Annotated in this window: 17 protein-coding genes, 1 tRNA gene and 1 pseudogene; 12 read left to right on the top strand and 7 right to left on the bottom strand. The window is 71.6% G+C overall.

The window, feature by feature from the left end:
- The first annotated feature begins 1 nt into the window (after nucleotide 1).
- Both ACFV8T_RS20825 and ACFV8T_RS20830 read left to right on the top strand, forming a co-directional pair.
- Entirely contained in the window at nucleotides 2-997 is a 996-nt protein-coding gene (locus ACFV8T_RS20825; protein ID WP_385329865.1) for a family 2 encapsulin nanocompartment cargo protein polyprenyl transferase, read from the top strand.
- Nucleotides 998-1,148: 151 nt separating this feature from the next.
- Entirely contained in the window at nucleotides 1,149-1,823 is a 675-nt protein-coding gene (locus ACFV8T_RS20830; RefSeq protein WP_385329364.1) for a DUF6304 family protein, read from the top strand.
- Nucleotides 1,824-1,900: 77 nt separating this feature from the next.
- Here ACFV8T_RS20830 and snpA read toward each other — a convergent pair whose 3' ends face one another.
- Nucleotides 1,901-2,578, bottom strand: a complete 678-nt coding sequence (snpA, locus tag ACFV8T_RS20835; RefSeq protein WP_385329367.1) for a snapalysin — start codon at nucleotides 2,576-2,578, stop codon at nucleotides 1,901-1,903.
- Nucleotides 2,579-2,822: 244 nt separating this feature from the next.
- Here snpA and ACFV8T_RS20840 point away from each other — a divergent pair, with 244 nt between their 5' ends.
- From ACFV8T_RS20840 to ACFV8T_RS20865, 6 genes are all read left to right on the top strand, one after another.
- A complete protein-coding gene (locus tag ACFV8T_RS20840) occupies nucleotides 2,823-3,776 on the top strand; it encodes a LysR family transcriptional regulator (protein ID WP_385329370.1) in 954 nt (317 codons plus the stop codon).
- An 85-nt stretch (nucleotides 3,777-3,861) separates the two neighbouring features.
- A complete protein-coding gene (locus tag ACFV8T_RS20845) occupies nucleotides 3,862-4,869 on the top strand; it encodes an NAD-dependent epimerase/dehydratase family protein (protein WP_385329868.1) in 1,008 nt (335 codons plus the stop codon).
- A gap of 158 nt (nucleotides 4,870-5,027) precedes the next feature.
- Nucleotides 5,028-6,431, top strand: a complete 1,404-nt coding sequence (locus tag ACFV8T_RS20850; RefSeq protein ID WP_385329373.1) for a choice-of-anchor A family protein — start codon at nucleotides 5,028-5,030, stop codon at nucleotides 6,429-6,431.
- A gap of 9 nt (nucleotides 6,432-6,440) precedes the next feature.
- Nucleotides 6,441-6,800 (top strand): DUF952 domain-containing protein, encoded by a 360-nt coding sequence (locus ACFV8T_RS20855; protein WP_385329375.1) that lies wholly within the window; start codon nucleotides 6,441-6,443, stop codon nucleotides 6,798-6,800.
- Nucleotides 6,797-7,723 (top strand): NAD(P)H-binding protein, encoded by a 927-nt coding sequence (locus tag ACFV8T_RS20860; RefSeq protein WP_385329378.1) that lies wholly within the window; start codon nucleotides 6,797-6,799, stop codon nucleotides 7,721-7,723. Before ACFV8T_RS20855 ends, ACFV8T_RS20860 begins: the two co-directional genes overlap by 4 nt.
- A 43-nt stretch (nucleotides 7,724-7,766) precedes the next feature.
- Entirely contained in the window at nucleotides 7,767-8,390 is a 624-nt protein-coding gene (locus ACFV8T_RS20865) for a nucleotidyltransferase domain-containing protein (protein ID WP_385329381.1), read from the top strand.
- Between the two features lie 15 nt (nucleotides 8,391-8,405).
- On the opposite strand, the gene ACFV8T_RS20870 is transcribed toward ACFV8T_RS20865, so the two are convergent.
- Nucleotides 8,406-9,017: a TetR/AcrR family transcriptional regulator gene (locus ACFV8T_RS20870; protein WP_385329383.1), complete on the bottom strand. Its 612-nt coding sequence runs from the start codon at nucleotides 9,015-9,017 to the stop codon at nucleotides 8,406-8,408.
- A 99-nt stretch (nucleotides 9,018-9,116) separates the two neighbouring features.
- Here ACFV8T_RS20870 and ACFV8T_RS20875 point away from each other — a divergent pair, with 99 nt between their 5' ends.
- Nucleotides 9,117-10,592: an MFS transporter gene (locus ACFV8T_RS20875; RefSeq protein ID WP_385329385.1), complete on the top strand. Its 1,476-nt coding sequence runs from the start codon at nucleotides 9,117-9,119 to the stop codon at nucleotides 10,590-10,592.
- Between the two features lie 111 nt (nucleotides 10,593-10,703).
- Here ACFV8T_RS20875 and ACFV8T_RS20880 read toward each other — a convergent pair whose 3' ends face one another.
- On the bottom strand, nucleotides 10,704-11,183 hold the full coding sequence (locus ACFV8T_RS20880; protein ID WP_385329388.1) for a VOC family protein: 480 nt from the start codon (nucleotides 11,181-11,183) through the stop codon (nucleotides 10,704-10,706).
- Nucleotides 11,184-11,540: 357 nt separating this feature from the next.
- Here ACFV8T_RS20880 and ACFV8T_RS20885 point away from each other — a divergent pair.
- Nucleotides 11,541-11,657: transfer RNA gene (locus ACFV8T_RS20885), tRNA-OTHER, on the top strand.
- 184 nt (nucleotides 11,658-11,841) lie between these two features.
- Here the strand turns inward: ACFV8T_RS20885 and ACFV8T_RS20890 are convergent.
- The 3 genes from ACFV8T_RS20890 to ACFV8T_RS20900 form a co-directional block, all read right to left on the bottom strand.
- Nucleotides 11,842-13,176, bottom strand: coding sequence for an NAD-dependent succinate-semialdehyde dehydrogenase (locus ACFV8T_RS20890; protein WP_385329390.1), 1,335 nt, complete (start codon nucleotides 13,174-13,176; stop codon nucleotides 11,842-11,844).
- A gap of 83 nt (nucleotides 13,177-13,259) precedes the next feature.
- Complete coding sequence (locus ACFV8T_RS20895; protein WP_385329393.1) at nucleotides 13,260-14,360, bottom strand: alcohol dehydrogenase catalytic domain-containing protein; 1,101 nt, start codon at nucleotides 14,358-14,360, stop codon at nucleotides 13,260-13,262.
- Entirely contained in the window at nucleotides 14,360-15,841 is a 1,482-nt protein-coding gene (locus ACFV8T_RS20900) for an APC family permease (RefSeq protein WP_385329396.1), read from the bottom strand. The genes ACFV8T_RS20895 and ACFV8T_RS20900 overlap by 1 nt, the downstream gene beginning before the upstream one ends.
- A 189-nt stretch (nucleotides 15,842-16,030) precedes the next feature.
- Between ACFV8T_RS20900 and ACFV8T_RS20905 the strand changes: the two genes are divergently transcribed.
- Complete coding sequence (locus ACFV8T_RS20905) at nucleotides 16,031-16,672, top strand: TetR/AcrR family transcriptional regulator (protein ID WP_385329398.1); 642 nt, start codon at nucleotides 16,031-16,033, stop codon at nucleotides 16,670-16,672.
- Nucleotides 16,673-16,884: 212 nt separating this feature from the next.
- Nucleotides 16,885-17,205: pseudogene (locus tag ACFV8T_RS20910) on the top strand (flavoprotein); the annotation flags it as partial.
- Between the two features lie 310 nt (nucleotides 17,206-17,515).
- Here the strand turns inward: ACFV8T_RS20910 and sodN are convergent.
- A complete protein-coding gene (gene sodN, locus ACFV8T_RS20915; protein WP_093899557.1) occupies nucleotides 17,516-17,911 on the bottom strand; it encodes a superoxide dismutase, Ni in 396 nt (131 codons plus the stop codon).
- Nucleotides 17,912-17,929: the final 18 nt, after the last annotated feature.

The raw sequence follows: 17,929 nt of genomic DNA on the forward strand, positions 1-17,929 counted from the left end.
CCTGGAGCAGACCAGGGCCCTCGTGGATCCCCAACTGCGCGCCGCCGTCGAATCCCTGCCCGGATCGATCCGCCGCGTCGCGATGTACCACTTCGGCTGGCAGGAGGCCGACGGCAGCCCGTCCTCGGGACCGGCGGGCAAGGCGATCAGACCCGCACTGGTCCTCGCCGCCGCCCGCGCACTGGGCGGCGACCCGGCACAGGCGGTACGGGCAGCCGTCGCCGTGGAGCTGGCCCACAACTTCACCCTGCTGCACGACGACGTCATCGACGAGGACCGGACCCGTCGGCACCGGCCCACGGCCTGGGCGGTCTTCGGCATTCCCGACGCGGTCATCGCGGGCGACGCCATGCTCGCCCTCGCCCAGCGGCTGCTCGCCGAGGATCCGTCCCCGGCCGGGGCCCGCGCCTCGGCACGGCTCTCGACCTGCGTCATCGAGCTGTGCGCGGGCCAGCAGGCCGACTGCGCCTTCGAGGACCGGGGCCCCGACGAGGTCACGCTGGACGAGTGCCTGACCATGGCCACCGCCAAGACCGGCGCCCTGCTCGGCTGCGCCTGCGCGCTGGGCGCGTTGTACGCGGGCGCGGGGCAGCGGGCGGTCGGCGCGATGGACGGATTCGGCCGGGAGGCGGGCCTCGCCTTCCAGCTGATCGACGACCTGATCGGCATCTGGGGGGATCCGGCGCGGACCGGGAAGCCGGTCGGGGCCGATCTCGTCGCCCACAAGAAGTCCCTGCCCGTCGTCGCCGCGTTGACCTCCGGCACCCCGGCGGCGGCCGAACTCGCCACGCTCTACCGGGGATCGATGACCACACCCGGCGAGGTGAGCAGCGCCGCCGACGCCGTCGACCGGGCCGGCGGCCGGGACTGGGCGCAGATCGCCGCGGCGGACCGGATGGCCCGCGCGGTCCACCACCTGTCCCGGGCGGTCCCCGACCTGGCCGGCGCCGGCGACCTCCTGACCCTGGCGGAGTTCGTCACCCGCCGGACGCACTGAGAGCGGGGAGCGGAGAGCAGGGCACGGAGCCGAGAACGGTGAAGGGGGCGGAGGAGGGGGAACGGAACAAGGTGCCGAGGTCACAAGGCCCGTGAGCCGAAACGGAGGGCGAGAGGGCGACTGTCATGGGCACGGGCTACAGTCCGTGCCCATGACAGATGAGTCATGGGCAGGGTGGTACCGGGACCGACAGGGTTCCGACGCCGTCGTCCTCACTACCGACGGACAGCAACTACACCTCCGGACAAGGGGCATCGACTTCGAGGGTGCGAGCTTCGACGGCCTCACCCCGGCCGTCGGCACGCCACCGGCCGACGACCGGTTCACCCTGGTGGACGGTGCGCTGAGCGACTGTGTCCTGGAGTGGGACCTCCCGCTCCCGGTCATCTGGGAAGGAGCCGTCCACCAGGCCACGCTCAGCTGCCTGTTGTCGCTGCGCCGCCCCGATTCGTACCTCGGCCTGGAGCTGCAGTTCGGCGGGGCGGCCTACACGTCCCATCGCGCCGAGAACGACTTCGCGTCCGCACTCGCCACGATCCAGCGCGCCCTGCCGCCCGGCGTGCGTCTCCAGACCTGCATCGCCTGCGCCTTCTCGGACTACTTCCCGGCCCCGGCCGCGGTGCGCGGACTGTCCGGCGGCCTGGCCTGCTTCCGGGGCGCCAAGGACGCCTACCGCGGGGCGGCCGGTGAGGGCGATGTCCTGGACCTGTGGGACCGGCGCACGGGATTCGTCCAGGAGATCTGGAGCTGCCGTGAGTACGAGCCCCGCCCGGAGCAGGGTGCCGGTACGGGCCACCGCGGCGCCTTCCCGCTGGAACACGCCTGATCGTCCCGGTGGGCAGGGCGGAGGGGCCACCCCGTCCTACGAGGTGGCCCCGATGGTGCGATGCGTCCGGACCGGGGTCAGGAGCCGCTGCGCGCGAGTGCGGCCGCGAAGCCGTTCTGCCACAGGTAGTTGACCTGGCTGCGCTCGTTCGCGTCGGGATACGGGTTGGTACAGGACGGGCCGGGGCCGCCGCCCGACATCAGCTCGCTGCACGGACCGGAGTAGTGGTCCGGAAGGCCGAGCACATGCCCGGTCTCGTGCGTGGTGACGCGGGTCGAGTCGTACTGCTGGTTCTGCGCGTAGTCCAGGAAGATGTATCCGTTGCCGTGCCCGTCGGTGCTCGCGTACGAGCCGCTCGGGTCGTTGCCCTCGTAGTAGGTGAAGTCGGCGTTCGAGCCTTCCTGCAGCCGGACGTTGGAGACGGAGCTGTTCCAGATCTGCGCGCTGTTGGATATCTGGGTGCGGAAGCTCGGCGCGTTGGCGGTGCTGTAGACGATGGTGACCGACTGGGCGCCGGGGTTCGCCGCCCGCTTCTTCGCCACGGACTTGGCGACCGCCTCGAAGAACGCCTTGTTCGCGGCGGCGTTCTCGTGCGACCCGGCGTAGGCGGTGTAGCCCGCCCGGACGTCCGAGGTGGTGGTGACGGGTGCTGCGGCGGGGGCCGAGGAGGCGATTGCCGGTGCCGTGCCCAGCGCGGCCGCGAGGCCGAAGCCGAGGCCGACCACGGCCGACATGACGGTCCTGGGGTGTTTCATGGGGGGTCTCCTACCGTTACCGGTCCGATGAACCCGTCCGATGATCGGACTCGGACGGGTGCGGTACGGAGAGAGTGTCGGGGAGCGGAAGCCGTGGCGGATGATGTCAACCGGCGATAGCACCGGGCTATCGCCAACTGCGGTACCGCTGCCGAAGGGTCCGCCAACTCCAGGTGAATTAAAGGGCTTTGACGTGATTGGGGAGTCTGGTGCGACAGTCGTCCGCCGCCCTACGCTCGACCGTATGGAGCTTGAGGTGAGACACCTCAGGGCGCTGTGCGCCATCGCGGATACGGGCAGCCTGCACCAAGCCGCCCGCAGGCTGGGCGTGAGCCAGCCCTCCCTGACCACCCAGCTGCGCCGGATCGAGAACACCCTGGGCGCCGAGCTGTTCCGCCGTGAACGGACCGGTTGCCGCCCGACGTTGCTCGGCCGTTCCGTCCTCAGCCGGGCCCGCCCCCTGGTCGACGGAATGACCGCCCTGGTCAGCGACGCGAAGGCGGAGGCGGACGCGGTCCGGGCGTCCGGGCCCCGGCTGCGCATCGGCTGCACGGCGAGCCGGGTCATCGGCGGCTGGCTGCGCAGGCTGCGGCTCCGGCTGCCCGGTACGGACATCTCGCTGCGGGTCGACGTATCGGCCGGCGCGCTGCTCCGCGACGTCGGGGCGGGCGGGCTCGACGTCGCCTTCGTGCACGAGGTCGAGGGCTGCCCGCTGGCCGTCCCGGACGGCCTGGAACAGCGCGTACTCCTGGACCGCGAACCGCAGTTCATCTCCATGGCCCGGGACCACCCGGCCGCCGCCCGCCCCGTGGTCGACCTCGTCGACCTGGCGGCCGACCGGTGGATGGTCGACCCCACGGTGGACGGCGAATGGGACGGGCTGCGCCGGGTGTTCGGCGAGGCCGGCCTCGCACCGACCGTCCTGCACGGCGACTACCTCACCGCCGCCTCCCTCGTCGTGCTCGGCGAGGCGGTCGCCCCCTGCCAGCCCACCTCCGGACCGCGCGACGACATGGCGATCCGCCCGCTGCGCGACGACCCCCTCGCCGTACGGCTGCTGCTGGTGTCCCGGCCGGGCACCGACGCGGCCACGGTGTACGGGGAGTTGGAGGCGGCCTACCGGGAGGCGGCCCGGCGCGCGGCCGGGTACCACCAGTGGCTGCTGCGCAACCGCAGCCCGCTGGCCCGCACGCTGTGAGGGGCCGGTTCCCGATTCCGCCGAGAGCGAGGACCGGTTCCCCCCGGGCCGCCCGGCGGGCAGAGTCGGTCCCATGAGGCTTCTGATGCTGGGTGGTACGGAATTCGTGGGGCGCGCCGTCACCGAGGCGGCGCTGGCGCGCGGCTGGGACGTCACGGTGTTCCACCGCGGCCGGCACGCACCCCCGCCGGGCGTGGCGGAACTCCTCGGCGACCGCACCACCGAGGACGGCCTCGCCGCCCTGGCCGGACCGGGCGACGACCCCGACGGCGGGTACGCCTGGGACCTGGTGGTCGACACCTGGAGCGGCGCCCCCTCGGCCGTACGGGACGCGGCCCGTCTGCTGGCCGGCCGGGCCGCCCGGTACGCCTACGTCTCCAGCCGCTCCGTTTACGACTTCCCGGCCCCGGCCGGTCTGCCGGAGGAGGGCCCGGTGGTGACCGGCGCCTCGCCCGACGCGGGCGGAGACGTCTCGTACCCCCTGGCCAAACGCGGCGGCGAACTGGCCGCGCTCGACGCCTTCGGCGACCGGGCCCTCCTCGCCCGCGCGGGGCTGATCCTGGGGCCCTGGGAGAACATCGGCAGACTGCCCTGGTGGCTGGGGCGGATCGCCCGCGGCGGTCCCGTACTGGCCCCGGGCACACCGGATCTGAGGCTTCAGTACATCGACGCCCGCGACCTCGCCAACTGGCTGCTGGACGCTGCCCGCAGCGGTCTGCACGGACCGTACAACCTGGTCAGCCGCCAGGGTCACGCCACCATGGGGCAACTCCTTGAGGCCTGCGTACGGGCCACCGGCTCCGACGCGGCACTGCGCTGGACGCCCGCGGAGAAGATCCTCGCGGCGGGCGTGGAGCCGTGGACCGATCTGCCGGTCTGGCTGCCGCCGGGCGAGCTGTACGACACCCTGCACTGCGCAGACGTCAGCAAGGCGTACGCGACCGGGCTGCGCTGCCGCCCGGTCGAGGAGACGGTCGCCGACACCTGGAAGTGGCTGGAGGAGCTGGGCGGGAAGCCCCCGCAGCGACCGGACCGGCCCGCGGTCGGCCTGGATCCGCGCGTGGAGGTCGAACTCCTGGCGCACTCGGCCTGACGCGCCGTCGGACATCGCGGGCGCGCTGACGGGGGCGGCCCGGCGCGCGCTCGCGCGCACGGGCGTACCCGGTCGCGGCCCCGTGTATCCGGGTACATCGGGCTCGATCCGGCGTGGCATTCCTGTCGTTTGGTAAACAAAGCTGCATATTGCCCCTTATGGCAACACAAGCGCGGAGGCGCGGCAAAGGTATCCGGGCGGCGGCGGCCACGGCGGCGGCCGCGGCCATGGTGGGCACGATGGCGTCCATCGCTCTCGCCGACCCGCTGCCCGGCGGGCTCGGCCCGTGTCTGGGCAGTGACTGCCCGACGACCTGGCTCGATCCGAACAACGGGCCCGTCACCCATCACGACAGCAATATCAATATCTTCGTCGGCGGCGACTTCCTGGTCCGGGAGGCCGCCGCCGAGGCCGAGGGGAAGATCGTCACCCTCGGACAGTTCGACATGAACAAGCGCGAAGGCGCCTCGCAGATCTACAACGTCGGCGTGGCGGGCGTGGGCTCCCGGGTGCCGCCCCCCAACGACTCCGACTACCTGACCGTGGGCGGGGACCTGACCGTCGCGACCGGGCAGCGGCTGCTCGCCGAGGAGGGGACGAACCACGGTGTGGTCAAGTACGCCGGGAACGTCAGCGGAACGGTGATCCCGGCCCCGCTCCGCGACCCGGCCGCCACGGAGCCGTACACGGCGCTGCGCGACCAGCTCACCGCGGCCAGCCACTGCTACGCGTACGACGACAACCAGGACCACCGCCGTCCCGCCACGGGCACCGTGGTGAACGCCGGTTTCGAGACCGTCTTCACCGGTGACGGCAGCTCGCCCCTCCAGGTCTTCGCCGTGGACGCGGATGTGGTGTCGGCCCAGGGCGGCCAGCAGGGCATCACGTTCAACGCCGTCCCGGACGGTGCGACGGTGCTCGTCAACGTCTACGGGAGCAGCCGCAACATCAACACGCTGATGGGCTCGCTGCCGCAGGCCGGACTGCGCGAGCGCCTGCTGTGGAACTTCCCGGACGCCACCGAGGTCGGGCTGCACGGCACCGGTCAGTTTCAGGGCAGCGTGCTGATCGGCCGGCAGTCGAGTACGGCCGTGCTGGACATGAGCGGAACCAACGGCCGTTTCTACACCGCCGGTTCGCTGACCCACACCTCGGCGGGCCAGTCGGGCGGCCAGGAGCTGCACGCCTACCCCTTCGACGGTGATCTGCCGACCTGCGGCGAGGAGCCGTCGCCCACGCCGACCCCGACGCCCACGCCGACCCCCACCCCCACCCCGACTCCGACGGACACGCCCACGCCGACTCCGACTCCGACGGGTATCCCCACCCCGACCCCCACCCGCACGCCGTGGCCGAAGCCCACGCCGACCCACACCTGGCCGCACAAGCCCGGCGGGCCCGACGAGCCCGGCACCTGGCCGCACAAGCCCCACCCCGGAGGGGAGCTCCCGCACACGGGTGCCCACGGCGGTGAGTGGATTCTCGGCGGGATCGCCGCCGCTCTGCTCGTGGCCGGATCGGCGGCCACGCTGATGGCCCGCAGGGCGCGTCGACGCGGATAGTTTTGGCCCATGGCCGAACTGCTGCTGCACCTCACCGAAGGCCCCCTGTGGGAGGCGGCCCGCGGGATCGGGACGTACGAGATGTCCACCCGCGGCCGCACCCTGCACGAAGAGGGCTTCATCCACTGCTCGCTGCCGCACCAGCTCACCGGCGTGGCCGAGATGCTGTACGGCTCCGGGAGCGGGGCCGGGACCGGCGACCAGGAACTCGTGGTCCTCGTCATCGATCCCGACCGGCTCCCGGTGCCCGTACGGTACGAGTCCGTCGCGCCCGGCGGCGAGGAGTTCCCGCACATCTACGGCCCCGTCCCGGTGGACGCGGTCGTGGAGGTGCGGCCCTGGCCGCGCAAGGAAGGCAACCCCGCATGAACAACCCACCCCCCACCGGCCCGGAGAATCCGGGCGCCCCCATCGTCGCGGTCACCGGCGCGAGCGGAGCCGTCGGCGGCCGTGTCGCCCGGCGCCTGGCGCGCGCCGGAGTGCCCGTGCGGCTCCTCGGGCGCGATCCGTCCCGGCTGCCCGAACTGCCCGGCGCCGTCGCCGCCCCGCCCGCCCCGTACGGCGACGGGGAGGCCATGCGCCGTGCCCTGGCCGGGGCGCACACGCTGTTCCTCGTCTCGGCGCACGAGAACCCGGACCGGGTGCGCGAGCACACGACGGCCGTGGACGCGGCGGTCGCCGTGGGCGTCGAACGCATCGTGTACGTCTCCTTCCTGGGCGCGGCACCCGACGCCACGTTCACCTTCGCCCGGGACCACTGGCACACCGAGGCGCACATCCGGGCCGCCGATGTCCGCTACACCTTTCTCCGCGACAGCCTGTATCTCGCCGGGATCCCGGCCATGACCGGTGCCGACGGGGTGCTGCGCGGCCCCGGTGGCGACGGCCGGGTGGCGGCGGTGGCGCACGACGACATCGCGGACGTCGCGATCACCGTCCTGCTGGCCGACACCGAGAGTGCCGACACCCGCTACGACGGGATCACCTACGACCTGACGGGCCCCGAGGCGTTCACCCTCGCCGAGGCCGCCGAGGAGCTCGGCAGGGTCACCGGCCGGACCATCACCTACGTGGCGGAGACCCGTGAGGAGGCCTACGCCTCGCGGGCGCAGTACGGAGCCGAGGACTGGGAGGTGGCCGGCTGGGTGACGTCGTACGAGGCCATCGCCACCGGCGAGATGGCCACGGTCTCGGACGCCGTGCCGGACCTCACCGGCCATCCGGCGACGAGCCTGGCCACCTTCCTGAGAGAGCATCCGGACAGCTACCGGCATCTGCTGAAGACGGACTGACCCCAGGGCGGGCGGTGCCGGAGAGGGAAAGGGGCCTGCGGCCATGCGTACGGAAACTCCGTGGGGTCCCTGGGATCCGCCTCCGCCGGACGAGGCCGCCCGCCTCTTCGCGCCGTTGCGCGTCCCCTGGTGGGTGGCCGGGGGATACGCGGTCGAATTCGCCGTGGGCCACGCCTTCCGGGACCACGGCGACTTGGACGTGCTCCTGCTGCGCCGCGACCAGCTCGCCGCCCAGCGGCTCCTGGCGGGCTGGGAGTGGTGGGCCGCGGACCCGCCCGGCACCCTGCGCCCCTGGCTTCCCGGCGAGGTGCTGCCGCCGTACGTGCACGACATCTGGTGCCGCCCGGGGCCCGGGGAACCCTGGCGCGTCCAGCTCATGCTCGACGACGCGGAGGGCGACGACTGGCTGTTCCGCCGAGATCCCCGCATCCGCCTGCCGCTCGACCGGCTCGGCCGCGTCTCCGGGGACGGCGTTCCGTACCTCTGCCCCGAGGTACAGCTCCTGTACAAGGCCGGGTCCCCGCGCCCCAAGGACGAGGAGGACTTCGCGAAGGCGCTGCCGGTCCTCACCGCGGACCAGCGCGCCTGGCTGACCGGGACCATCACCCTGGCCCAGGGCGCCGGGCACCCGTGGGCGGTCCGCCTGCGCGCCCACCCGGCGGGCTGACGGGGCGGCCGGCCGTCAGCCCACGTACGCGCCCGACCGTGCCGCCGCCGCGGCGGCCTCGGCGGCACGGTCGGCCGCCGCTTCGTCGAGCGGGTCGCCGCTGGCCAGCAACCGGTAGTAGAGCGGCGCCGATACGGCGCGGATCACCTCGTCCGGGTCCGTCCCCGCGGGCAGTTCCCCGCGCTCGACGGCCTCGGTGACGCAGCCGGACCACTCCTTGATGCGGATCGCGTAGAACCGGTGCAGCGCCTCGGCCGTGCGCGGGTCGCAGGTGGCCGCGGCGATCACGGACTTGAAGAGCGCGCCCTGCCGCGGGTCGGAGAGGGTCGTGACCACCAGCCGGGCGTTGGCCCTGAGGTCCTCGGCCAGGGAACCCGTGGCCGTACGGGGCGAGGACTGCTCGGCCATGTCGTCGAGCAGGTCCGCGATCAGGCCGGTGGGCGTGGACCAGCGCCGGTAGACGGTCGTCTTGCCGACCTCCGCCCGGCGCGCGACGTCGGCGAGGTCCAGGCGGTCGAAGCCGTGCTCGGCCAGGGCGTCGCCCGCCGCCCGCAGGACCGATTCGCGGACCCGGGCGGTACGCCCACCGGGCCGGACGCTGCCCGGCTCCACACCCTCAGATGCCATAACGGGCCTCCAGTTCCATTAGTAACGCTTCCTCTGCTACGGTGACTCCACCTTAACGGAACTCAAGTCCCGTTAAAACCTCCCTGAGGAAGCCCCATCATGTCCGCACCCAGTCACGCCCCGTCGGATACGACCGGCCCCGTCGCCGCTCCCGCCCTTTCCCCGTCGAAGACCCGCATGACCGGACGGCAGAAGCTCGTCCTCGCACTCCTCCTCGGCGCCCAGTTCATGATCGCCGTGGACTTCTCGATCCTGAACGTCGCACTGCCCGTCGTCGGTGAGGGGCTCGGCTTCTCCCTCTCCCACCTCCAGTGGATCGCCACCGCGTTCGCGCTCGCCGCCGCCGGCTTCACGCTGCTCCTCGGCCGGATCGCCGACCTCGTCGGCCGCAAGCGGCTGTTCCTCGTCGGCATGGCCGTCCTCGGCCTTTCCTCCGCCCTCGGCGGGCTCGCCACCTCGCCCGAAGTGCTGCTCGTGGCACGGGTGTTGCAGGGACTCGCCACGGCGGCCGTCACCCCGGCCGGACTCGCGCTGCTGACCACCGCCTTCAAGGAGGGCCCGCTGCGCGAACGCGCCCTGGGTCTCAACGGGGCGCTGATGTCCGCCGGATTCACCGCGGGCGCCGTCCTCGGCGGCCTGCTCACCGATCTGCTCTCCTGGCGCTGGGCGTTCTTCATCAATGTGCCCGTGGCCGCCCTGGTGGTCGCCCTCGCCCCGTCCGTCATCGCCGACTCGCGGCCCGCCGGGCGCCCCCGGCTCGACATCCCCGGCGCCGTGACCGTCACCGGTGGCCTGCTGCTGCTCGTCTACGGTCTGACGCAGGACGGCGAGTCCGGCTGGACCACGCCCACCACCCTGGCCGCACTCCTGGCGGGGCTCGTGCTGCTCATCGCCTTCCGGGCCGTCGAGAAGAAGGCCGCGGCGCCGCTGGTCCCGGTGCACATCCTGAAGCGGCGCAGCGTCATCTGGGGCAACACCGCGGGCCTGATCGCCTTCGTCACCGAGACCTCGCTGGTCTTCCTGCTCACCCTCTATCTCCAGGAAGTCCTCGGCTACTCACCGCTCGCCACCGGTCTCGCCTTCGGTGTCCTGGGCATCGGCACGGTGATCGGCGGCACGCTCGGCGGCTGTGCCGTCGGCCGGTTCGGGAGCCGTGCGACCATCGTCACCGGCGGAGTCGTCCAGGCCGTCGCGACCCTCTCCCTGGTGGCGCTCGGAACGTCGGGGGAGTGGATCACGCTTCTGCTGGTGGCCACCTTCGTCGGTGGCATCGGCAACATGCTGATGATCGTCGGCTTCATGGTCACCGCGACCTCCGGACTCCCCGACGAGGAACAGGGGCTGGCCACCGGCCTCGCCACCATGACCCAGCAGGTCGGCATCACCATGGGCATCCCGGTCATGAGCGCCGTCGCCACCGCCCGGATGTCCGCCCTCGGCGACACCGGCCCCGAAGGCGTCCTCTCGGGGGTCTCGGTCGCGATCCTGGTGAACTCGGCGCTGGTCCTGGCCGGTGCGCTGCTCGCGGGCGCCTTCCTCGGCCCGCGGAGTGCGAGGAGCGGCGCGCGGCGGTGACGGCGGGTGGGGCGCCCACCGCGCCACCCGCTCACCCTCGGCGCGGAGATGCCGGCCGGATCCACCGACTTCCGTCGGATCCGCCCGCCGGCATCTCCGCGTCCGCGCGTCTCAGCCCTTGTCGTGCGCTTTCCGCAGCGCGGCGATGTCCAGCTTCTTCATGGTCATCATCGCCGCGGTGGTCCGCGCGGCCTTCTCGGCGTCCTGATCGCCGATCAGGTCGATCAGCACCTCGGGGACGACCTGCCAGGAGACGCCGTACCTGTCCTTCAGCCAGCCGCAGGGTCCCTCTTCGCCCCCGTCGGTGAGGCTGCTCCAGTAGTAGTCCACCTCGTCCTGGTCCGAGCACCGGATCTGGAACGAGATGGCTTCATTGAAGGTGAACTGCGGCCCGCCGTTCAGCCCGACGAACTTCTGGCCGTTGATCTCGAACTCGACCGCCATCGCCGATCCGGCGGGCCCGGGTCCCGCTTCGGTGTAGCGGCCGGTCCTGCCGAGGCGGGAGTTCTTGAAGACCGAGAGGTAGTACTCCGCGGCCTCCTCGGCCTGCCCGTCGAACCACAGACATGTGGTGAAGCCCTCGGTGGTCATCGCTGTCTCCCCTCGTGTACGCAGCCCCGTTGTCTGCGCATGTCCACCCATATCGACCGATCCTGCCCCGAACATTCATCGGTGGTACGAGGAGCGAATCGACGGGGGACCGGCATAGGCCGACTTCATATGGTCCCCTCGGGAGAGGCGAAACCTTCGGCGACACGGCCGCGTTCCGGGTAAACGGCTTCGCAAACACCTTCGGGACGCCTCCGCACGCGCCTTCACACGCCTTCGCGCACACCTTCGCGAACGGCTCCGCACGCGCCTCCGCACGCGCCTTCGTAAACGGCTTTCTCGGGCTGGGGAGTTGCTCCTGGGATCACCGCAGCGGGATCGCGCGGTCCCGCAGACTGCGGCGCCGTGGCAGAGCGGCCCATTGCGATCGGCGTCCGGAGGTCACCCGTACGCCGACTGAGGGGAAGAGGGCGGACCTGCCCTCCCCGTCCGCGGGTTCGAATCCCGTCGGCGCCGCGGTCGACCGCCGGCGGACCGGGTCTCCCGTCCGCCTCCCGAACAGCTCCGCAAACGCGGAAGGGCCCGACCGCTCGAAGCGAAGCGGTCGGGCCCTTCGACGTGTTCGTCCCGCTGGCTCGTCCGGTTGGAGCGGGCGCCTCAGCGGCGACTCGGGAGGCCCGCGCCGGCCGCCCGTCGGGACCTATGCGATGGTGCGGATGAGCTTCTTGTTGACGAACTCCTCGATGCCCGGTCGGCCCAGTTCCCGGCCGAACCCGGAGCGCTTGATGCCACCGAAGGGCAGCTCGGCGCCCTCGGCGCCGACGCCGTTGACGAAGACCATGCCGGCTTCGATGCGGTCGGCGACGCGCGCGGCCTGTGCGGGATCCGTGGTGAAGAGGTAGGAGCCGAGGCCGTAGGGGGTGTCGTTGGCGATGCGCAGCGCGTCGTCCTCGTCGATCGCCGGGAAGATCATGGCGACCGGTCCGAAGAGCTCCTCACGCGCCATGGCGTGGTGGGTGGTGAGCCCGGTGAGGACCCCGGCCGGGAAGTAAGCACCGTTGCGCTCCCCCTCGGTGTGCAGCGTCGCGCCCTCGGCGACGGCGGCGTCCACCTGGCGGCCGAGGGCCTCGGCGGCGGCGACCGACGAGAGCGGTGCGCCGGACTGACGGGCGAGGAGCCGGGCGGTGAACCTCTCGACGAACGCGTCGTGGAGGTCGGACACGACGACGAACCGCTTGGCGGCGTTGCAGGCCTGGCCGGTGTTGTCGAGCCGGGCGGAGACCGCGGCCTCCACCACGGAGTCGAGGTCGTCGGTGGAGAGCACGATGAACGGGTCGGAGCCACCGAGTTCGAGGACGACCTTCTTCAGGTGCCGTCCGGCGATCTCGGCCACGGCGGCGCCGGCCCGTTCCGAGCCGGTGAGGGACACGCCCTGGACGCGGGGGTCGGCGATCACCCCGGCGACCTGCTCATTGGTGGCGTAGACGTTGACGTACGCCCCGGCGGGGAAGCCGGCCTCGGTGCACAGCCGCTCCAGCAGCGCCGCGGTGGCCGGACACTGCGGGGCGTGCTTGAGAACGATGGTGTTGCCCAGGGCGAGGTTCGGGGCGGCGAACCTCGCGACCTGGTAGGCGGGGAAGTTCCACGGCATGATTCCGAGCAGGACGCCCACCGGGCTGCGACGGATGACGGCGTGGCCGGGACCCGAGGTCACCCGCAGTTCCTCATCGGCCAGGAACGCCTCGGCGTGGTCCGCGTAGTAGTGGTAGATGTCGACGCAGAAGTCGATCTCGCCCTCGGCCTCTTCGAGCGGCTTGCCCATCTCCCGCACGATGCTGCCCGCCAGTTCGGCACGGTGCCGGTCATGGAGATCGCCGAGTCGGCGCAGGAGCGTGGCACGTTCGGCCACTGAGCTGTTGCGTCCCCAGGCGGTGGCCGCGTGGGCAGCGTCGACGGCCGCCGTGATCTCGGTGTCGGTGGCGGTCGGATAGGTCTCTGTGGTCGTGCCGGTGGACGGGTCGGTGACGGCGTACATCAAGTCTCCCGGAAGTGTTGGGGGGTATGGAGGCGGAGGCCGGTCCCGCGTACAGGTGTGCCGCGGGGCCGGGGTCGAGGAGCCTACGGCTCCAGAATGGTGCGGACCCCGACGTTCGATTTGAGGTCCTCGAAGGCGGCGGCTGCCTCCCGGAGCGGACGGACGGTGCCGATCAGCTCGTCCAGCGGCAGCCGTCCGGCCAGGTGGAGGCGGGCCAGTCTGGGGATGTCGATCGCGCCGACGCTGGAGCCATAGTTGCACCCGAGGATGCGCTTGCCCTGGTCGGCGAGGTCGAAGAGGTTGAACGCGCCCGTCGCGCCGGCGGCGGCCATGCCGACCAGGACGGCCGCTCCGCCCGAGGTGAGCATGGCCGGGAGTGTTTCGACGACCTTGGGGCTGCCGATGGCCTCGAAGGCGTAGTCGACCCCGCCGAGTTCCTCCTGGCACCAGGCGGCCACGTCGGTCGTGGCGCCATCGAGGGTGTGGGTGGCTCCGAAGCGTTCGGCCGCGGCGAGGCGTTCGGGCGAGAGGTCGACGGCGATGATGGGGTCGGCTCCCACCAGACGCAGGCCCATCACCACGGACAGTCCGACCCCTCCGGTGCCGATGACGACCGCGGATTCGCCGGGCCGGACAGCGGCGGTGTTCACGACCGCGCCGATGCCGGTGGAGATGGAACAGCCCAGGAGGGCGCCGATGCCGAACGGCAGCTCGTCGGGAACCTTGACCGCAGCCGATTCCGGAACGACCAGCCGGTTCGTGAACGCGCCCAGCCCCAGGTAGGGCCAGATCTCCTCGCCCCGGGCATCCGTGAAGGGCGTGGTTCCGTCGGGCAGCGTGTTGGCGACGGCCTGGGTGCCGGTGCACAGCCAGGCCATTCCGGCCAGGCACTTGCGGCAGCGGCGGCAGGGTGCGAACCAGGACAGTACGACGTGGTCGCCTGCCTTCAGGCCGGTGACCCCCTGCCCCACTGTCGTGACCACACCGGCGGCCTCGTGACCGAGCACCAGGGGGCGGTCGCTGGGCCAGTCGCCCGTGAGGATGTGGAGGTCGGAGTGGCACACCCCCGCGGCGCGCACGTCGATCTCGACCTCGCCCGGCCCGGCGGGCCGGTGGGAGATCTCGCGGGTGTGGAGTCCGGCGACGGGGTCGAAGGCGATGGCGGGTGAGAGTTGCGTGGGCATCAGGACGCCTTAACTTCTTCGGTGATCTGGTTGAGGGGAAGGCGGGTGTGGGGCTTGGCGATCACGACGTAGGCCAGGCCGACGGCGAACAGCGCGGAGAAGACCAGGACCACGGCCCAGACCTGGACCCAGCTGCCTCCGGCCGGGGCCAGTTCGTCGCGGGGCCAGGCGATGTTGACTGCCTCGAAGAGCAGCCACGCCACGGCGAGGGCGTTGATCGGCAGGCCGGTACGGCCCAGGCGAAGTTCTCCCGCCGACGGATTCCAGCGGCCGCTCAGGCGTGCGAAGAGCGCGACGACGGCGACCGCCAGGAAGATGAAGTAGAAGCCACCGGACCCGAAGGCGATCAGCGTGGCCGCCGCGTTGCCGCTCAGCCCGAGCACGAGGCCGAGGCTGGCGAGGACGGCCGTCACCACGAGCGAGACCCAGGGGATCTGGCGCGGTCCGACGGTGGCGAGCTGGGAGGAGAAGGGCAGCTGCCGGTCACGTGCGAAGGCGTACACGGCCCGCCCGATGTAGGTCTGGATCGAGATGGCACAGGCGAAGAACGCGATCAGGACGACGACGATGAAGGGCTTCTCGCTCCATCCCCCCAGGCCCGCGGTGACGGCGGCGAAGACGGGGTCCGCGATCTTCCCGGAGACGGCCTCTTCGGGGCTGGGCAGCGCCAGTGTCACGGCGAACGCGGTGAGCAGGACGGTGAAGGCGACGAACAGGTAGGCGCGCAGCAGCGCCCGGGGCACGTTGCGGCGAGGCTGCTCGGTCTCCTCGGCGACCTGCGTGGTGGCGTCGAAACCGAGGAAGGCCCAGCCGGCCACGGCCAGGCAGGTCAGGAACCCGGCCGCGGCGGACCCGCCGGAGGCGGATTCCGCTCCCAGGGTGTCGAACAGGATGCGGAATCCGTTGTGGCGTGCGAAGAGAAGCAGGATCAGGCTGACCGCGATGGAGGCGACGCCTTCGGCGATGATGCCCGCGTTGAGGAAGTGCTTGACCGGATTGACTCCCAGCAGGTTGATGCCGAGGGCCACGGCGACGAAGACCACGCCCAGCAGGACATGGGTCGCCGGGGACAGTGCCTCGTCGCTGACGAGCATGTGCAGCCAGGTCGCACCCAGGTAGGCCACGGTGGTCAGGGAGGCGACGGCCGAGGCGAGATAGATCCACCCCACCAGCCAGCCCAGCCGTGGCCCGCCCAGCCGGCGGACCCACTGGTAGACGCCTCCGGTGATCGGGAACTGCGAGGACAGTTCGGCGTAGACCGTGGCAACGAGCAGCTGCCCGAGGAAGGCGACGACGACCGCCCCTGTCCAGGCGGGTCCGGCGAAGACGAACCCGAGCTGGACGACGGCGTAGATGCCGACCACAGGTGAGATCGTCGCGAATCCGATGGCGAACACGGCCCATGCGGACAGGGTGCGTTTCAGTTCCTGTTGGTAGCCGTACTCGGCCAGATCACCGGCATCGGTGCGGGGTTCGTCCACGTTCGTCTCCTGGCAGTGGTGCAAGTGCAGAGCGCGCCCGGTGGCGCCGCTCGCCCCGGGTCGCCGGCCCTCAGGCCGCCGCACCTTCGGGTGACGGGGCCGGCCCGACGGCAGTCGCCCCGGCGGCGTCCAGCTATTGGCGATAGGGCCAATTGCTCAATTGGCAGCAAAGCCAATAGCATCAGTGCCATGACGTCAAGGGGTCCCGGCAAACAAGTGCGCAAATCGGCGGCCGAGCGCCGCGGCGAGATCGTCACGGTGGCCGCGCAGGTCGGGCTCCAGGAAGGGCTGGAGTGCGTCACCCGGCAGCGGATCGCCGACGAGCTCGGAGTCCAGCCCGGACTCATCCACCACTACTTCCCGGTGGTCGAGGAACTGGTGGCCGAGGCGTTCACCAGCGCGACCACGGCGGAGCTGGACGGCCTCCTGCCGACGGGGTCCGTCCCGGAGCGCGGCAGCGGGGACGCCCTGCGCACCCTCCAGCGGTTCTTCACCCTGATCTCGGGCGTCGAATTCGACAACATCAGCAAGCTCTGGCTCAACGCGCGGAACCTGTCGCGCTATCGCCCCGCGCTCCGCGACCAGGTCGTGAGCCAGGAGCTGCGCTGGTGTCACCGGATCGAGCAGATCATCACCGAGGGAGTGGGGGAACAGGTGTTCCGCTGCAAGGATCCCTGGGCAGCCGCGGTGCGCATCCTCGCCGTGGTCGACGGGGCCGGCGCGTACATCAACACCAGCGCGGACCAGCGCATGGCACCACTCGCCGACCTGGCCCGCAGGATCGCGGAGGCCGAGCTGGACCTCCCGGCCGACGGCCTGCGCTCGCCGTGAGCCGGTGCCCGTCCGGGGCGAGCTCGTACAGGGCCAGGCACTCGCGGATCGGGTGGACCAGGGAGGCGAGGCGCCGATGCTGCGTTTCCGTCACGTGCGGCGGTCCTGCGAGGACGGTGATGTCGATCCCGAGAGCGTCGGCGACGGCGGCGGTGAACTCAGCCGTTGCCACTCGGGCACCGCATCCGACCTGGTTGAGCAGGCTGTAGCTCGCACCGGTCACGTTCAGCACGGTCAATTCCCGGGCGCTCGGGCTCACGGACCGGTTCGTCGTAGGCGTCGTGGCCGAGGCCATCGGGAAGCGGATCCCGGCAGTGAGAATGCCGTGCGTGAACGCCGCCTACGTACAGCACAGGGCGTTCGACCGCAGCGTCGCCGAGCTGCGCGAAATGGGCGTGACCGTGCTGTACGGCGAGGGCGATTTCGTGCCGAACCGGCCCGGCGAGCGGCGGCCGGAGGGATACCCGTGGCATCTCGCCCTCGACGCGGTCGGAGCTGTCGTCGGTAGCCAGAACGCCGGTCGCCACGGCTGAGATCCCGCTGTACGGCTCCTGACCGGGCCGCTCCGCCGCCGCGGCAGCGGCAGATCTACTCCTGGAGCGGGGCGTCGGCCCAGAAGAAGTGCGCCTTCCTCAGCAGCTCCTCGGCGGCGTCGCCGTACGCTGCCGTCCACATCCACGCCTCCGCCGCCATCACTCTGTGGACCTGTGTACACCTCTGGCCGGACAAAGAAGACCGCACCCGGTCCGTCACGGACGCCGTGCTCGGCGGCCTGCGGACCGGGTGCGGGCAGGTAGGCGATGCGACCCGCGAAAACCGCAGGTCGAACGGCCTGGCCGGAGATCAGGCCTTCTTGGTCTCCCAGAAGATCTTGTCGATCTGGGCGATGTAGTCCAGCGCCTTCTGGCCGGTCGCCGGGTCCGTGGAGGCCTTCGCGGCCGACAGGGCCTTGAGGGCGTCGTTGACCAGCTGGTGCAGCTCCGGGTACTTCTCGAAGTGCGGGGGCTTGAAGTAGTCGCTCCACAGCACCGAGACGTGGTGCTTGGCGAGCTCGGCGCGCTGCTCCTTGATGACCACCGCGCGGGCCCGGAAGTGCGGGTCCTCGTTGGCCTGGTACTTCTCCTGGACGGCCTTGACGGACTCCGCCTCGATGCGGGCCTGGGCCGGGTCGTACACGCCGCAGGGCAGGTCGCAGTGGGCGCTGACCTTCACCTTGGGGGCAAACAGGCGGGAAAGCATTGAGCTGTCCTTCCTCGT

Source organism: Streptomyces sp. NPDC059832 (genome assembly GCF_042731715.1).
Lineage (GTDB): Bacteria > Actinomycetota > Actinomycetes > Streptomycetales > Streptomycetaceae > Streptomyces.

What these genes read in the sequence shown, in the direction of transcription:
- ACFV8T_RS20830 (WP_385329364.1), top strand. Translation starts at nt 1,149, where the DNA reads ATGACAGATGAGTCATGGGCAGGGTGGTACCGGGACCGACAGGGTTCC.
- snpA (WP_385329367.1), bottom strand. Translation starts at nt 2,578, where the DNA reads ATGAAACACCCCAGGACCGTCATGTCGGCCGTGGTCGGCCTCGGCTTC.
- ACFV8T_RS20840 (WP_385329370.1), top strand. Translation starts at nt 2,823, where the DNA reads ATGGAGCTTGAGGTGAGACACCTCAGGGCGCTGTGCGCCATCGCGGAT.
- ACFV8T_RS20845 (WP_385329868.1), top strand. Translation starts at nt 3,862, where the DNA reads ATGCTGGGTGGTACGGAATTCGTGGGGCGCGCCGTCACCGAGGCGGCG.
- ACFV8T_RS20850 (WP_385329373.1), top strand. Translation starts at nt 5,028, where the DNA reads ATGGCAACACAAGCGCGGAGGCGCGGCAAAGGTATCCGGGCGGCGGCG.
- ACFV8T_RS20855 (WP_385329375.1), top strand. Translation starts at nt 6,441, where the DNA reads ATGGCCGAACTGCTGCTGCACCTCACCGAAGGCCCCCTGTGGGAGGCG.
- ACFV8T_RS20860 (WP_385329378.1), top strand. Translation starts at nt 6,797, where the DNA reads ATGAACAACCCACCCCCCACCGGCCCGGAGAATCCGGGCGCCCCCATC.
- ACFV8T_RS20865 (WP_385329381.1), top strand. Translation starts at nt 7,767, where the DNA reads ATGCGTACGGAAACTCCGTGGGGTCCCTGGGATCCGCCTCCGCCGGAC.
- ACFV8T_RS20870 (WP_385329383.1), bottom strand. Translation starts at nt 9,017, where the DNA reads ATGGCATCTGAGGGTGTGGAGCCGGGCAGCGTCCGGCCCGGTGGGCGT.
- ACFV8T_RS20875 (WP_385329385.1), top strand. Translation starts at nt 9,117, where the DNA reads ATGTCCGCACCCAGTCACGCCCCGTCGGATACGACCGGCCCCGTCGCC.
- ACFV8T_RS20880 (WP_385329388.1), bottom strand. Translation starts at nt 11,183, where the DNA reads ATGACCACCGAGGGCTTCACCACATGTCTGTGGTTCGACGGGCAGGCC.
- ACFV8T_RS20890 (WP_385329390.1), bottom strand. Translation starts at nt 13,176, where the DNA reads ATGTACGCCGTCACCGACCCGTCCACCGGCACGACCACAGAGACCTAT.
- ACFV8T_RS20895 (WP_385329393.1), bottom strand. Translation starts at nt 14,360, where the DNA reads ATGCCCACGCAACTCTCACCCGCCATCGCCTTCGACCCCGTCGCCGGA.
- ACFV8T_RS20905 (WP_385329398.1), top strand. Translation starts at nt 16,031, where the DNA reads ATGACGTCAAGGGGTCCCGGCAAACAAGTGCGCAAATCGGCGGCCGAG.
- sodN (WP_093899557.1), bottom strand. Translation starts at nt 17,911, where the DNA reads ATGCTTTCCCGCCTGTTTGCCCCCAAGGTGAAGGTCAGCGCCCACTGC.